We start from the raw sequence: 15,713 nt of genomic DNA on the forward strand, positions 1-15,713 counted from the left end.
GCCGGAGATAAGTATAAATTCGTTCAACGGAAGAATTTATTCTAAGTTTATTATTATTAGAATAGAACGCTCGGTAAAAATCCGTGTCAAGTAACTTGTGTAGAGATTAATATATTTGTGGACCGGTTATAGTACCTAATACTTAGCCGATTGCTATGACTAGTTACCTTACATCACGGGCAGAGTGACCATGGTGCGATGCTTCCGGTATTTCCTGCTGGCAATCCAAACATGCGACGGTTGCATATCATTGGAAGCCACTGACGATTTGTTTCCGCAAAGGGAAGCCGAATGCGTGGGCAGTAACCCGTCCTGATTGCCACAGCGCGACCGGTATTTGAATGTTATTACGTGACGTTTCTGATTGACGAACGTAATAACATTACTTATGCAGTCCTCTGACAAATCCCGAGGACGCTATGAGCAACACCAGTCTGGAATTCAGCCGCTTTACGCTTGGCTATCAAGATTACACCGCCGTTCATCTGCGACCGATCAGTGACGTTTGGGTGCCCCCGCTTTCGGCGCCTTGCTTGCCATGTGCCCGGTTGAATTTTGCAGCAACATTAAAAAACGGAGAAAAATTCCATGCGTATTGCGAAAGCGCTTTTCCTATCACTGATGCTCGGCATAGCGCTGCCGGCAACATATGCACAGGCTGAGGCTCTGAAAGTAGCTGGTCCGTGGGAAATCACCGGTATTGAGCCGGCGCAGACCGGCTATATCTTCAGCCGTCTCCAAGTCGCTGAAACGCTTGTTACGACCGACAAGCAGGGGGCGCTTGTTCCGGGTCTTGCCGAAAGCTGGGCGGTTTCGAAGGATGGGCTCGTCTGGACGTTCAAGCTGCGCGGCAATGCCGCTTTTCACGACGGAACACCAGTAACAGCCGAAGCTACCGTTGCCAGTCTTCAGCGGGCCCTGGCAGGTGTTGGTGTCCTGTCGCAGGCGCCTGTTAGCGAGATCCAAGTCGAAGACAAAGATATCCAGGTGCGGCTAACCAAGCCGTTCTCCCCATTGCCTGCCTATCTCGTGCATTTCAGCACCATTGTATTGGCGCCGTCATCCTTTGATGCAGTCGGCAAGGTCACGAAAATTATTGGTACAGGCCCATATAAGGTGAAAACCCTCACGCCGCCCGCGCGGCTTGAACTGGAAGGCTCCGGCGCGTGGTGGGGCGGCGCTCCCGGCATTTCAGAGGTGAATTATCTTGCCGTAGGCCAAGGAGAAACCCGCGCCCTAATGTCCGAGAGCGGCGAAGCCGACCTCGTCTTTTCCATGCTTCCCGTATCGGTCGACCGGCTGAAAGCCAATCCGAAGCTGGATGTGCAGATTGCCACCATCCCACGCACCCGGCTCCTAAAGGTCAACGCCGCGTCGCCCTTCTTTGATCAAGTCGAGGAGCGGCAGGCTATCAGTGCTGCTATTGATCGCATCGGCACTTCCAAGGTCATTTTGCGCAATGCAGATCTTGCTGCAACACAGCTTTTCCCGCCCGCAATGAAAGGCTGGAATTCTCCTGATGTTCGGCCGCTGGTGAGAGACGTCGAGAAGGCAAAGGAATTGCTCCAGGCAGCGGGCTGGGTGCCGGGTAGTGACGGCGTTCTGGAGAAAGATGGAAAACGCTTTAGTGTGACCTTGCTTACCTATGCCAGCTGGCCAGAGCTGCCGCCAATTGCCACCGCGCTCCAGGCCCAACTGCGGCAGGTCGGCATTGAGGTCAAGGTTTCCGTCGGCAACAGTTCAGAAATTCCCGCGCGCCACCAGGACGGCACGCTGGAGATGGGCCTGATATCGCGGCTCTATTCGATCGTGCCCGATCCAGTGGGTACATTGCTGCAGGATTACGGCCCGGGCGGGAGCGACTGGGGCTCGACGGGCTGGGACAACAAGGAGATGCAGGCAATCGTCGATCAGTTGGCCGCAACAAGCGATCCCGCCATCCGCGCGCCTTTCCAGAACCGTGCCGTCGAAATCCTGCAAGAGGAACTGCCAAGCATCCCCGTGACATGGTCGGAACTGGCCATCGTTTCCAGCAAGCGTATTTCCGGTGTCGAGGTCGATCCGCTTGAGGTGAACTACGGCCTCTCTTCTATCCGCTGGGCAGAATGATGGGCATCACGATGAAGAACTTTCTTCTGGCGCGTCTTTTGCAGGCCGGCATTGTCGCCATCGTGGTTGGAGCCTTGTGCTTTATCCTGATGCGTGTGCTGCCGGGCGATGCTGCCATGCGCATTGCCGCTGGCCGTTATGGTCCGGACGCGCGGATCGCCGATGCGGCACAAAAGATACGCCTGGAACTCGGATTCGATCGGCCGATTACCGTGCAGTTCATCGAATGGATGGATAGCCTCGTGCGCTTCGACCTCGGCCATTCACTGGTGACGGGCCGCGCGGTAGCACATGAATTGCAAATCCAGCTTGGTGCTTCGGTCTGGTTGGCTGCGGCGGCGCTACTGCTGTCGCTGCTGATCGGCCCGATCGTCGGCGTCTTCGGCGGTTTAAGGCCCGGCGGCGCCGCGGACCGCGCCGGACTTATGGCGGCGGTCACCTTCCGCGCCATTCCACCTTTCGTTCTGGGCTTGATCCTGATGTTGGTGTTTTCCCGGCAGCTCGGCTGGTTGCCGCCGGCAGGCTTCGGTACTCCTCGGGAAATCCTCATGCCGGCCCTAACCCTTGCGCTCGGGCTTGCAGCGATGTCGAGCCGGGTGACCCGAAACGCGGTGGCAGCGGTGGCGCGGGCGCCTTACTTCGCCTTCGCTCGCTACAAGGGGCTGCCGGAGGCGGTGGTCGTACGGCGACACGGGTTGAGGAATGCAGCCATTCCTATCGTCTCTTATCTCGGCCTGCAGGCGATCTATTTGATCGAGGGGGTCGTGGTGGTGGAGTCACTATTTGCCTATCCAGGGATTGGTCACGCCCTGGTGCACGCGATTGTAGAGCGGGACGTTCCCATGGTGCAGGGCACGGCGCTGGCAATGGGACTGATGTTCGTCGCCATCGCCGCGATTGTCGACCTTATAACGCATTGGCTTGATCCGCGCATGGGGAAAATGACATGACCATCATGGATCAGACATGCCAGCGGCCAAAGAGCGTTATGGGAGCCACCCGTCTGGCAGGCGCCGGCCTCCTGCTCCTGCTCGGCGGTTTTGCCATGGTTGGACCGCAGGTCATTCCGGTCGATCCCGCTGCGCAGGACTTTGGCGCCAGCCTTGCCCCGATCGGCGGCGACTACCTCCTTGGCGCGGACCATTATGGGCGCAGCCTTCTGGCACGGCTTGCCCATGGTGCACGCCTGTCGTTCGGAATGGCCTTCCTCACCATGCTGGCAGCTGCCATACCCGGCGTCCTGCTTGGTCTGCTTGCTGCCTGGAAAGGCGGTTGGACGGAACGTGGACTCGAATTTATGGCAACCATTGTATTGGCATTGCCCGGCCTCATGCTTGTCTTGCTGCTGCTCGCCTTTTCGCCGGGCAACTACGGTCCACTCTTCCTTGGCCTGGCCCTGACACTCTGGGTCGAATTTTACCGGGTCACGAAGGCGACCACGAGAACGGTGTTGTCCCAGCCGCATATCGAAGCAGCGCGAATGCTGGGTTTTGGCTCGCGTTATATCCTCACGCGATATGTCGTGCCGGTCATTGCACCGATGATTGCGACCCTTGCAGCTTTCGCAATGGCGACGGCGATTATCGCGGTCTCGACGCTCAGTGCAATCAGTGTCGGGCTGCAGCCACCAACGCCGGAACTAGGCAGCATGATCGTTGAACTTCTGCCCTATTTCGCCGAGGCGCCGGTGCACGTGCTGCTTCCCGCCACTTTGATCTTTTTCCTCGTTCTTGGCCTGCAACTTCTCGCCCAGGGAGAGAGCGCATGAACATCGAACTGACGAATGATCTAGCGGTTTACGATCTGTCGATCCACGCGCCGGACGGATCGATCGTCTCGAACGTCGCATTCTCGCTCGGTAAGGGTCGGCCACTGACCCTGCTTGGTGAAAGCGGGTCGGGGAAGTCGCTGGTCGCGCAGGCGATCATGGGCAATCTTCCGGCGGGGCTGCTCGCCACGGGGCGCGTGATCTTCAAGGGGCTGAATCTCCTTGAGGAAACGGCTGCTGAGCGAAGAAATCGCTGGGGCCGAAGCATCGGCCTCCTGCCGTAGGAGCCATGGCTGGCGCTGGACCCGACAATGCGCGTGGCGCCGCAGATCTCCGAGGTTCATCGCTATGTCAAGGGCAAGTCGGCTATCGCTAGCTTGGAGGCCACGAAGCAAAACCTCACCGAGGTTTCCTTAAGCTCAGCCGGGGCTCTCTATCCATTCCAGATTTCCGGTGGCATGGGCCAGCGATTGGCAATCGCCATGGCCCATGCTGCCGACAGCGAATTGTTGATCGTCGACGAGCCGACGAAGGGTCTCGAGGCGGCTCTGAGGGACTCGGTGACGGCACGGCTCAAGAACGAGGTGGAGGCGGGGCGATTGCTTCTGACCATCACCCATGATGTCGCTGTTGCCAGGGCGATCGGCGGTACGATCGGGGTCATGCTGGATGGCCGGTTGGTTGAGTACGGCCCCGCCGAAACGCTGTTCGAAGCACCCGAACATGCTTATACCAAAGCACTTCTTGCCGCCGAGCCTTCGCAATGGGAGCGGCGGACAGGGCCAATGCCCGGCAAGATCGTGGTCGCAGCCCAGGGACTGGAAAAGCGCTATGGCGACAAGACGCTGTTTTCCGGCTTCGATATTGATATTGCCGCAGGAGAAATCGTATCCATCGTCGGTCCGAGCGACTGCGGCAAGACGACGATCGGCAATATTCTGCTTGGCCTGACCAAACCCGATGCAGGTGCGGTTGTCAGAGACGCGGAGCTGTCGGCACTCCGCTTTCAAAAGCTATACCAGGACCCACCTGCTGCCTTCGCGCCGCATCAGACGATCCGCCGGGGCTTGAAGGACCTGGCCGGTCTGCATGGCAAAGACTGGTCCGAAATCGAGGTGAAGTGCAGGAGACTGCGTTTGCAGGACGTGTTGCTCGACCGCCTCCCGGGGCAGATTTCTGGCGGCGAATTGCAACGTTTCGCGCTTTTGCGGGCGCTTCTGCTTGATCCTGCATTCCTCTTTGCCGACGAGGCGACGTCTCGCCTTGATCCTGTCAGCCAACAAGATGTTATCATGTTCCTACAGGAGCTCGTCGAGAAAACCGGGCTTGCTGTTTTGCTGGTTACTCATGACCGCGAACTTGCCGAAAAGGTCTCGGCGCGATTCATCGATCTGGGAGGCGATTCTGGGAAATCCCCTTGAATTTGTCCCTGGCAGGTCCAGGTTTGGCCTCGACCGACCGCCGGCTTCTCAAGTTAACAGGCCACGGCCGTTGTGCTACCCATAAGGTGGAGGGGAATAATAGGGAACGCGGGGCGGACGACCCGCATGGGAAAAACAGTGGCTGCCCGCAACCGTAAGCGGATTGCCGTCCATCCTTGTGCAGCCATCTTCTGGTTCTCTAGCGCCTAGGTGCCGGTCAGCACGCCTCGGGAAAGAACGGTGCGACCGGCCACACCACGGCGGGACACGGCGTCGAAAACATCATCACAACTAATGACGAATGGCCAACAGAGGCTGTCAGCGGACACCGTCCGTAGCGTGGTCTGCCAACGCAGCCCAGTCTCGAAAACTAAAATCAATTGCCCGACGCGTTGGAACAGATCACTAAGTCAGCCGAGGGTGTGAACAGCGGTTTTTTTGACGAACTGTGGCAAATAGAGACAAAGGAATCGCCGTTGCTCTGACAGACGTTGGTCTGCGATGACCCATGCATCGCCACTATGCTTAGCCTCACGCTCACATGGGCAGGACATTTGATTGATGTGACTTACCCGTGCGGAATTTCAGTATCTGTATCGCATTGCTGCTATCTATCGCAGCTTGTTACTATCGTATTTCTGAGGATCGTTGTTTCAAGAAATGCGCTGTGCCTCCGGAAGCACAACAACCACCCTTAATCCGCTGCCGCTATTATCAAGAGCAATCTCCCCTCCGTGATGATGAATGATTGCCCGAGCTATCGACAGGCCGAGCCCAACACCGCCGGTTTCCCGGTTGCGGGATTGCTCCAGTCGGAAGAACGGGGCGAACACATCTTCGAGGGCGCTTTCAGGTATGCCAGGCCCATCATCGTCTATAGTAATGCCAATACCGTCATGCCGTTTCCCGACACTGACGCGCGCTCTTTCCCCGTACCGGACAGCATTTTCAATTAAATTGCGAAACGCCCGCCGCAATGCATCAGGCCGGCATCGGTAGACGATTGTCTCGCTCTCAAGGAACGTAACGTCCTGGCCGAGCTCTTCCATATCGTCGCAAATACTTTCGATGAGTGCGGAGACGTTCATGGCACGTGTATTTTCGACCGTGCTTTCCTCTCGGGCAAAGGCGAGGGCCGCTTCGGTCATGGTTTGTATCTCATCTATGGTTACAAGCATTTTTTGTTGCACATCAGGGTCTGCAACAAACTCTGCCCTCAGACGAAGCGATGTAAGAGGCGTTCGCAAATCATGGCCGATGGCTGCGAGCATCCGAGTTCGATCCTCGACAAAACGATGAAGCCGACTTTGCATGCGATTAAAGGCTTCAGCTGTTTGCCGGATGTCGTCGGGTCCGGCTTCCGGGAGGGGCTGCACGGTTTCACCGCGGCCCAAAGCTTCCGCGGCCATGGCAAGACGCCGCATCGGACTTGCGATCCGCCTGGCCACGATGACACCGATCAATGACAGAATTGCAGCCGTAATACCGAGGGCTGCCAAGGATTCGACATTCCAAATGGAATTTGGAACTGGTTTCGCGTACGCAGTGTTCAGCCAAGTCCCATTGCTTAGCCCAACGGATAGTCCCATTCCATTCGAATTGCCGAGATAGAGGAACTTTGCCTGTTGCGGTGTCGACCAGATATGCGGGCCCAATATGGCCCAGGAATCACGTTGCACAGCCAGGGCCCTGAAGGGAGAGAGGTCAAGTCTCGCCGAATCTGAGGCGATAGTTGAAGTAGCTGATTCAGGCACTTTGTGCTTTAAGGCATTCATATTCGGCATGGGTTTCGACAATTTTTCCCATGCTTCACGACGCCAGGCATCCGCGTCCAAAGGATCTTGAGTGGATAGCCAGAATCGGCTGTAAGCAGTGCCGCTCGCCTCCAGGACATCCTTGCGAAATGTTGTTGGTATGGTTTCAAGCAGTGTCGCAAGGGAAGCCGTGCGGCTGAAAAACTCTGCCTTGGCTGCTGCCTGCAAGGCTTTGCCTCGCTCGTCCCACGACACCACGAAACTGAGTGCCTGGGAAAGTGCGAGCGCCAGCAGCATCAAGCCTATGAACTGTGCGGCCAGGCTGCGCTTCCACCACCGTTTCATATCCTCACCACTTGTGCACAAATACTGTATCCACCACCCCAGTGGGTCCTTATTATTGCAGGATTTTTAGGGTCGGATTCGACCTTTTTACGCAAGCGACTGACCTGATTGTCAATACTTCGGTCAAAGGCTTCGGCACTGCGGCCAACTGTCAGATCCATTAACTGATCGCGGCTAAGTACCATTCCGGGATGTTCGAGAAACGCCTTGAGCAATCGAAATTCCGCGGTGCTGAGTGGGACGCCCACACCGTCGCCTGCAGTTATTTCCCGGCGCCCGACATCCAGATTCCAGCGATCAAAGCTGATGGTCTTTGCCTTGAGTGTCTCACGCTGGGGTGGCAAGCGGTTGACTCTCCTTAACACTGCCCTGATCCGCGCAAGCAGCTCGCGCGGATTAAAGGGTTTGACGAGATAGTCGTCGGCTCCAAGCTCCAGTCCGATAATGCGATCCGTGTCATCGGCCATCGCAGTTAGAAAAATAATGGGCAATTCTGTTGAGCGGCGCAGCTGGCGGCAGACCGACAAGCCGTCTTCGCCGGGCATCATTATATCGAGAATGATCAGGTCCGGGGAACTGCGCTCAAGTAAGCGTCTTAAGGCAGTTCCACTCTCGGCTACGCTGATGCGGTATCCTTGCTGAGAAAGATATTTGCCAACGAGATCGCGGATATCCCGGTGATCGTCAACGACTGCGATATGGGGTGAGGATTGCATTGGGGCGTCCCACGATATCTGATTTACATCCGTGAAATATCACTCGCGGCAATGTTCCGGTATCCAAAAATTGTATCAAAGTTTGTCAAGTCACAGTGGTTGGCTGCGTGGCCAAAGCATGGATGCCGCCAATTTGTAGCGAAATGTCCCATCACGCTACGTTGCCATACTTTACGACAATTACATCCTAAAATGGCACAACTCTGCGACAAAACGCTATTACGCTGACCGGTGTTGATGAACAACTATCCCGTCGATTTAATCAAATAGCGAGGTCGTCATGAACAAATATCTTATCGCAGCCATTGCAACAATGAGCATTGCCCTCTCAGCCGGTAGTGCGCTCGCTTGCCAAAAGCTCAACTCAGCCAGTACTCAGAGTGAGAAAATTCCCGAAACGCAGCAATCATTGCCATCCGAGACAGACCAGCGGCCAGGTTGATGGATTAGTTCCAGACGCTCGGTTCAAGGACCTCGTGCCCGTGGGATCGTCATCCGCTGGTGCATTTCTCTTGATCGTTTGCAACCAAGGAGCGGAAGTAATGAATGAGCAGTCCCGAAAAGCCGGCCCGTCACGCCGAACTGTTCTGGAATCTGGCGCAGCGGCTGGGCTGTTGCTAGCAACGGGTTTGCCAGCAACAGCCCTACAAACGCCAACAGTCTTGGATAGTGATGACGCGGGAAACGCGAAGGCTGTAGATTCGATCGAAGTGACCCTCAATATCAACCTGCGCAATTATGTCGTCAGCCTCGATCCCCGTACCACATTACTCGATGCTTTGCGCAATCATCTTGGCCTGGCGGGCTCCAAAAAAGGATGCGATCACGGACAGTGCGGAGCATGCACCGTGCTGGTGGATGACCGGCGGATCAATTCCTGCCTGACGCTCGCTGTAATGCACGAGGGGGACACCATCACGACGGTCGAGGGGCTGGCAAAAGACGCCAACCTCCATCCGATGCAAACTGCGTTCATTGCACATGACGGTTTTCAGTGCGGATACTGCACGCCAGGGCAGATTTGTTCCGCGGTCGGCATGCTGAAGGAGGTGGCAGACGGTTGGCCCAGCCACGTCAGCGAAACGCTTTCCGGTGCAAACATCGCTTTGACCGACGCCGAGATACGTGAGCGCATGAGCGGAAATATCTGCCGCTGCTCAGCTTATTCCAACATTGTCGCTGCGATCCGCGACGCAGCCAGTGAGGTATGAGACATGGTGCCGTTCACCTATCAACGGGCAACGGAGCCGCAAGACGCATTGGCGGGTGTTGCGGCTGCTCCTACAGCCAAATTCATCAGTGGCGGCACGAATTTGCTCGACCTCATGAAGCTGCAGATCGAACGCCCGGCGCATCTGGTTGATATCAGCCGTCTGCCCTTTAATGGAATTGGTGCAACAGCCGACGGCGGGCTGCGCATAGGTGCACAGGTGCGGAACAGTTCTCTTGCAGCTGACCCGCGAATAAGATCAGATTACCCGGTTCTGGCGCAAGCGTTGCTATCGGGCGCGTCAGCCCAAATTCGCAACAAAGCGTCCACAGGTGGCAATTTGCTGCAAAGGACACGCTGCTACTATTTCTACGATCGAAATATGCCCTGCAACAAGCGCCAACCTGGATCTGGATGTGCGGCCCTTCGCGGCTTCAATCGTATGCACGCGGTGCTTGGTTCGAGCGAGGCCTGTATTGCGGTCCATCCTTCCGATATGGCGGTTGCCATGTCTGTTTTAAATGCAACCGTCGAGACGGTTAATCTTGATGGGACGGCAAGACGTATCCCTATCAGCGAACTGTATCGCTTGCCCGGCTCAACCCCGAATATCGAGACGCAGCTACAACGCGGTGAGATGATCACTGCCGTTGTCCTGCCGCCGCCCCAAGCGGGTAAGCAGCTCTATCGCAAGGTCCGTGACCGCGCATCCTACGCCTTCGCGCTCGTTTCGGTTGCTGCCATCGTTGACATATCTGACGATACAATTGCAGGAGTCCGGATCGCCCTTGGTGGCGTTGCAGCCAAACCGTGGCGTTTACCAGAGGTCGAAACGATCCTGATCGGGCAAAAAGCTTCTCCAGAAATGTTCGAAAGAGCAGCCAACGCAGCCCTCGCAAATGCCGTCGGTCGTGGTGGCAATGACTTCAAAATTCCATTGGCGAAACGGACGATACAGTACGTGCTCGCCGCTGCTTCAGAGCGCGGGTAAGAAAGTCCATGTCCAATTCAAAGACAAACTCTGCCATCAACGGACAATCTTATATAGGACAGCCAGTTGATCGTGTCGACGGCGCCCTCAAGGTCACAGGAGCCGCGGTGTATGCATATGAGCATGCGGCAGATGATCGAGTAGCCTATGGTTGTATTCTAGGAGCCGGCATCGCGCGAGGCCGTATCGCTGCAATAAATACTGTGCGGGCCGAGGCCACACCGGGCGTCTTGCGCGTGATGACGTACCGCAACGCGCCGGCACAACCTGCTTTTGGTCCAGCCGTCACACCAACGGTGCGCGAAGCCTTTACACGTCCCCGGCCCGTGCTCTCAACAGATCGGGTTCGATACTATGACGAGCCTGTTGCCCTGGTCCTGGCAGAAACTTTTGAGGCGGCACGAGGTGCTGCCGCACTCATCAACGTGGAATATGCCGGTGAGCGCGGAGCATACGATCTAAGCAGGCACCTTGCTGACGCCTATACACCGCAGCACACCAATGCCGGTTTTCAAACGGACTCGCTTGTCGGGGACTTTGAGACGGCATTCGCCAGCAGTGATGTCAAAATCGATGCGCTTTATACGACGCCGTACGAACATCACAATCCAATGGAGCCTCACGCCACACTTGCTGTCTGGTCCGACGATGAGCTAACCATTTATACAAGCGCACAAACCCTTGCGAACTTCCGCGCGGCCATTGCAGGTACATTGCAGATTCCAGCCGAGAAAGTGCGGATAATAAGTCCGTTTGTCGGAGGGGGTTTTGGCTCGAAATTGATTGTGCATCCGGACACAATTCTTGCTGCACTTGCGGCAAGGGAGCTACAACGTCCAGTGAAAATTGCATTGACGCGACAGCAGATGTTCGCCAATGCGGGCCACCGGGCGAAAATGATCCAGGCGGTCCGGCTGAGTGCCGACAGTGAAGGTCAGCTGACCGGCATTGCCCATGATGTGTGTTCGGCAACGTCTCGTTTTGAAGAATTCTGCGAGCAGACAGCCGTGTTCGCAAGGTCGCTTTATGCGGCTCCCAATCGGATGACGCGGCATCGTTTGGTTGGATTGGATACCAATCGTGGAGAGTGGATGCGCTCCCCGGGCGAAGCGCCCGGCATGCTGGCATTTGAATGCGCGATAGACGAGCTGGCACATGAGATCGGTATGGACCCGATCGAACTACGTATGCGCAATGAACCCACCTTGGATCCCGAACGCAACGTTCCTTTTTCCACTCGCAACCTTGTTGCCTGCATGCAAGAAGGCGCGCGCCGCTTTGGCTGGGACCAACGACAGTCGAAGCCGGCAACGGTTCAGGATGGACGCAAGCTAATCGGTATCGGTATGGCAGCTGCAATCCGACCTAATTATATTGGCGCGTCTGCGGCGAGGGTAAGGATCGGCGGGAACGGGCGGGTCAATGTCGAGCTTGATATGACCGACATCGGCACTGGCACCTATACAATCCTGACACAGATTGCCGCCATCAGCCTTGGGCTTCCCCTTTCTGCAATTGATGTTCAACTTGGTGATAGCCGGTTTCCGCGCACTGCAGGATCCGGCGGGTCTTGGGGAGCGGCAAGTGCTGGCTCAGCCGTCCACAATGCGTGCGAAGCGTTAAAGCAGAAGATAGCGGAAGCAGCGCGAGAGGCATCCGAGTCTCCATTTTTTGGCATGAAGAGTGAACGGGTTGGCTTTTTTAACGGAGAAATCAGCATAGGGGACCGTTCTGAAAAGCTGGATGACCTCATCAGCCGTATTGCGCCAGACGGTTTGCATGCGGAGGGTGCAGTGGAGGCGGCGGGTGACAGCTACCGCAATTATTCTCAGCATGCCTATGGTGCGCATTTCATTGAGATCGCGGTGGATATTGATACCGCCGAGTTGCGAGTACGACGTATGTTGAGCGTCATCGGTGCTGGTCGTATCCTCAACTCCAAAACCGCGCGCTCCCAAATCATCGGAGGCATGGTTTGGGGAATAGGGGCAGCACTCATGGAAGAAAGCGTTCTCGATCCAAGATACGGCCACTTCGTCAATCACGACCTTGCAGAATACCATGTTCCGGTAAATGCGGATATCCCTGACCTTGATGTGGTTTTTCTGGAGGAGCCTGATCAACATGCAAATGTCTTTGGAAGCAAGGGCATAGGAGAATTGGGCGTTTGCGGCGCGGGCGCGGCAGTTGCCAACGCGATCTTCAATGCAACCGGAGTGCGCGTTCGCGAATTCCCCATCACCTTGGACAAGATTTTGCCCGGGCTACCGGTTCAGACCTCCAAAGCAAACCGGAGTTGATGTATGCTGAACGTTGAACGCGATCCTGAATATGTCCGCGATCGAATTGTGGAGACAGACAATCTTGGGCCAAAGTATCTGGTCAGCATCGGGCTCTGTGCTGCCTTGGTCGTGTCGGTCGACATCGTAGGGGTGTACAGCCCGGATCCAATCGAAGCACACGCGGTGACTTCCCATCACGAAGTGAATCAATCCTCATTAAAACGGGCTGCCGTTCGTATCTGCACCATAGACAACGTGAACTTATTTAGTGGATGAGAAGAATACCGCTTTAAGTGTGGCGCAATCCATTCGTTAGCGGATTTGTCGTCATACATTCAGCGCATACCGCTACCTGAGAGGGTGGGGTGTCATTCCTCTCGCACAAGGCCCCTTAATATTCGGGACACTCATTGATCAGGTATGCCGCGCCAAGCCAACTGACTATTTCATCGGTGTCTTTAGGCGCTTTCACGCTCGACAATTTCGAAGCCGACATCCACGCGTCTTGTCTGCGCGGGCTTGCCGGCGATACGATCGAGCAACGCTTCGGCGGCTCGGCACCCCAGCAATAAGCGGTCGACCCTGATCGTCGAAAGCGTGGGAAAAGTGTGGGCAGCAAATTCCTGATCGCTGAAGCCGATGACCGCGATGTCGCCCGGAATTGTCAAGCCTCGGGCCTGCGCTTCAATCAGCACCCCATGTGCAAGAAGGTCGGAACTGCACGATATGGCACCATTGGAAAATCCGTTGTCGAGCAGTTGCTTTAATCCGTCACGTCCATTGGCGATTGATGCCGGGGTGTCAAAACGAACCACCTGCGGGCCGGGATGACCGAGAGACATCCACTCCGCAGCAAAGGCATCCTTACGCCGAATCGCTCGCGGATCGCCAGCGGTGATCACAGCAGCCCTTGCATATCCCTTTGTCTGCACATATCGCGCGACCGCACGGCCCGCCTCCCAATGGGAAAAGCCGACGCAAACGTCGATCGGCGTTTCGGATTCGTCCCAAACCTCGACGACGGGCAGCCCGCTGCCGAGCAACATGCGGCGGCATTCTGATGAGTGGTGCACGCCTGTTAACAACATGCCTTCGGGCTGCCGACTGAGCAGACTTTGAACCATGGTTTGCTCGTCTTCCGGGGAAAAGCCCGTTTCAGCGAGAATGACCTGATATCCAGCGAGACGGGTTGCTTCGATGAATGGTCGAAGGAAGCTGCTGTAGGTTAGATTGGTGATCGACGGGATAAGGGCAGCGATGATGCCACTGCGCCGTGATGCAAGCGCGCCCGCTACTAGATTGGGCACATATCCCGTCGCCCTGATTGCTTTTTGGATACGGGCCAGTGTTTCGGGAGCGACCTTGTCTGGATGATTCAGGGCACGAGAAACACTGACCTGTGAAACCCCGGCAAGCCGCGCAACCATCTCCATGGTGATGGAGTTTGTTTTTTGGGTGCCGGTAACCGGAGCACCGGGCTGCTGCTGTCGTCGCACTATTGTCTACTTCCAAAACATGGCAGGGAAGGTCGTATGCAAGTTGTGCCGACCTCGCTAATTCTTCTGGCACGAACCGCGGCTTGCCCGCAATAGGCATCCATTTACAGGCGCTGTATCATGTCTCGTCATTATGGCGTCCGGCCGCCATGGCCATCCAGATGGAAAGGCCAATGGAGACTGCAATCAAGAGCCAAAGTCCGCCGGCGATCCAGCTTTTGGTAAAAAAGATCGAAATCGTCCCGAAGGATTCCAGGCTTTTCACGAAGTATATCTCTGCCGACGGGCCGAGGATGAAACCGATGATGAATGGCGCGATTTCAAGCCGGATGAGATGAGCCAGATATCCGAACAGACCGAAAATCAGCAATGTCCAGACATCGAACATGATACCGTAATTGATGGTGTAAGAGCCGACAACGCACATCATCAAGATAACCGGCAGCAGTATGTATTTCGGCACCGTGACAATTTTGGCGATGTGACGGATCGCAAAGTACATGACCACGAACATGCAGATATTGGCAAAAATCATTGCGATGATCATGGAATTCCAGATTTCGAGGTTGCCGCTGATAAAGAGCGGGCCGACCTGGATACCCTGAAGCGTAAAGGCGCCGATCAGGATTGCAGTGGTGCTGTCCCCAGGAATGCCCAGAGAAAGGAGCGGGATCAATGCTCCACCAGTTAGACCATTATTCGAAGTTTCCGATGCAATTATGCCTGCGGGGTGGCCCTTGCCAAACTTTCTCGGGTCCTTGGAAAACGTTTTGGCCTGACTATAGGACATGATCGAGGCGGCGCTGCCGCCCACCCCAGGCAGCAGGCCGACAAAGGTTCCGATCGACGCGGAACGGAAAAGATTACTCCACTCGCCGCGGAAGATGGACAGGCGGAATTTCTTGCCCTTGCCAAGTGCAACCTTTGCAGCACTCGCGTTTTCGGGCACGCCTGCCGCGGCTTCAATCAAAATGCTGGAGAGGCCGAAAATACCGATCAACACCGGCAGCAAGGAAAAACCGCTGCTCAAATAGGGCTCCATGAAATCGAGCATCAGCCGGTACTCGCCATTACCTCCCACGGAGACGTCATAAGAGCCGATCAGGCTGATGAGGATGCCAAGCACGCCGCTGAAGATGCCGATCAGCATACTGCTGCTCAACGCTGCCATGACGGTAAGGGCCAGAAATATGATCAGGAACTTTTCGACATATGAGAACTGAATGGCAAAATCTGCCAAAGCTGGTGCGAAAAGGTAAAGAACTGCCAGACTGAACAATCCACCGAACAGTGATGCGAAAATCGCGATCTTCAGTGCCGCTTCGCCTTCGCCCCGCTGGGTCATGGGATAGCCGTCAAATGTGGTTGCGATAGAGGAAGGAGTTCCCGGGATATTGAGCAGGATCGCCGGTACAAGGCCACCGGAAATGCCTCCGACATAAAGACCGAGAAGCAAAGCAAGCCCGTTTTCCAGCCCGAGCGAATAGGTCAGCGGCAGACAGACAGCTACCGCCATTGTCGCGGTCATGCCGGGAATTGCGCCGAAGATGATCCCGACGACCGTGCCCGAAAAAATCAAGGTCAGGAACAGCGGTGTTATCAGCGAAAGGAAATCCATGTC

At 55.9% G+C, this 15,713-nt stretch carries 12 protein-coding genes and 1 pseudogene; 9 read left to right on the forward strand and 4 right to left on the reverse strand.

The window, feature by feature from the left end; genetic code table 11:
- Positions 1-588 precede the first annotated feature (588 nt).
- From ACYJL1_RS24160 to ACYJL1_RS24180, 5 genes and pseudogenes are all read left to right on the forward strand, one after another.
- Complete coding sequence (locus ACYJL1_RS24160) at positions 589-2,109, forward strand: ABC transporter substrate-binding protein (RefSeq protein WP_460899638.1); 1,521 nt, start codon at positions 589-591, stop codon at positions 2,107-2,109.
- Between the two features lie 11 nt (positions 2,110-2,120).
- Positions 2,121-3,059 (forward strand): ABC transporter permease, encoded by a 939-nt coding sequence (locus ACYJL1_RS24165; RefSeq protein WP_460899989.1) that lies wholly within the window; start codon positions 2,121-2,123, stop codon positions 3,057-3,059.
- Positions 3,056-3,877: an ABC transporter permease gene (locus ACYJL1_RS24170; RefSeq protein ID WP_460899639.1), complete on the forward strand. Its 822-nt coding sequence runs from the start codon at positions 3,056-3,058 to the stop codon at positions 3,875-3,877. The genes ACYJL1_RS24165 and ACYJL1_RS24170 overlap by 4 nt, the downstream gene beginning before the upstream one ends.
- Positions 3,874-4,395 (forward strand): annotated as a pseudogene (locus ACYJL1_RS24175) (ATP-binding cassette domain-containing protein); the annotation flags it as partial. The gene ACYJL1_RS24170 and the pseudogene ACYJL1_RS24175, both read left to right, overlap by 4 nt.
- Before the next feature lie 267 nt (positions 4,396-4,662).
- Positions 4,663-5,298, forward strand: a complete 636-nt coding sequence (locus tag ACYJL1_RS24180) for an ATP-binding cassette domain-containing protein (RefSeq protein ID WP_460899990.1) — start codon at positions 4,663-4,665, stop codon at positions 5,296-5,298.
- A 653-nt stretch (positions 5,299-5,951) separates the two neighbouring features.
- Here ACYJL1_RS24180 and ACYJL1_RS24185 read toward each other — a convergent pair.
- Both ACYJL1_RS24185 and ACYJL1_RS24190 read right to left on the reverse strand, forming a co-directional pair.
- Entirely contained in the window at positions 5,952-7,397 is a 1,446-nt protein-coding gene (locus ACYJL1_RS24185; RefSeq protein ID WP_460899640.1) for a sensor histidine kinase, read from the reverse strand.
- A complete protein-coding gene (locus tag ACYJL1_RS24190) occupies positions 7,394-8,113 on the reverse strand; it encodes a response regulator (protein ID WP_460899641.1) in 720 nt (239 codons plus the stop codon). Before ACYJL1_RS24190 ends, ACYJL1_RS24185 begins: the two co-directional genes overlap by 4 nt.
- A gap of 542 nt (positions 8,114-8,655) precedes the next feature.
- Between ACYJL1_RS24190 and ACYJL1_RS24195 the strand changes: the two genes are divergently transcribed.
- The 4 genes from ACYJL1_RS24195 to ACYJL1_RS24210 are packed head-to-tail and all read left to right on the forward strand — an operon-like array spanning position 8,656 to position 12,872.
- On the forward strand, positions 8,656-9,324 hold the full coding sequence (locus ACYJL1_RS24195; protein WP_460899642.1) for a 2Fe-2S iron-sulfur cluster-binding protein: 669 nt from the start codon (positions 8,656-8,658) through the stop codon (positions 9,322-9,324).
- Positions 9,325-9,327: 3 nt separating this feature from the next.
- A complete protein-coding gene (locus ACYJL1_RS24200; RefSeq protein ID WP_460899643.1) occupies positions 9,328-10,314 on the forward strand; it encodes an FAD binding domain-containing protein in 987 nt (328 codons plus the stop codon).
- Positions 10,315-10,322: 8 nt separating this feature from the next.
- Positions 10,323-12,614 (forward strand): xanthine dehydrogenase family protein molybdopterin-binding subunit, encoded by a 2,292-nt coding sequence (locus ACYJL1_RS24205; RefSeq protein ID WP_460899644.1) that lies wholly within the window; start codon positions 10,323-10,325, stop codon positions 12,612-12,614.
- A gap of 3 nt (positions 12,615-12,617) precedes the next feature.
- On the forward strand, positions 12,618-12,872 hold the full coding sequence (locus ACYJL1_RS24210) for a hypothetical protein (RefSeq protein ID WP_460899645.1): 255 nt from the start codon (positions 12,618-12,620) through the stop codon (positions 12,870-12,872).
- A 182-nt stretch (positions 12,873-13,054) separates the two neighbouring features.
- On the opposite strand, the gene ACYJL1_RS24215 is transcribed toward ACYJL1_RS24210, so the two are convergent.
- Both ACYJL1_RS24215 and ACYJL1_RS24220 read right to left on the reverse strand, forming a co-directional pair.
- On the reverse strand, positions 13,055-14,092 hold the full coding sequence (locus ACYJL1_RS24215) for a LacI family DNA-binding transcriptional regulator (RefSeq protein WP_460899646.1): 1,038 nt from the start codon (positions 14,090-14,092) through the stop codon (positions 13,055-13,057).
- Between the two features lie 118 nt (positions 14,093-14,210).
- The gene (locus ACYJL1_RS24220) at positions 14,211-15,710 is read right to left on the reverse strand and encodes a tripartite tricarboxylate transporter permease (RefSeq protein ID WP_460899647.1); all 1,500 of its coding nucleotides are present in this window, start codon (positions 15,708-15,710) and stop codon (positions 14,211-14,213) included.
- Positions 15,711-15,713 lie beyond the last annotated feature (3 nt).

It is taken from the genome of Phyllobacterium sp. K27, from assembly GCF_054796155.1.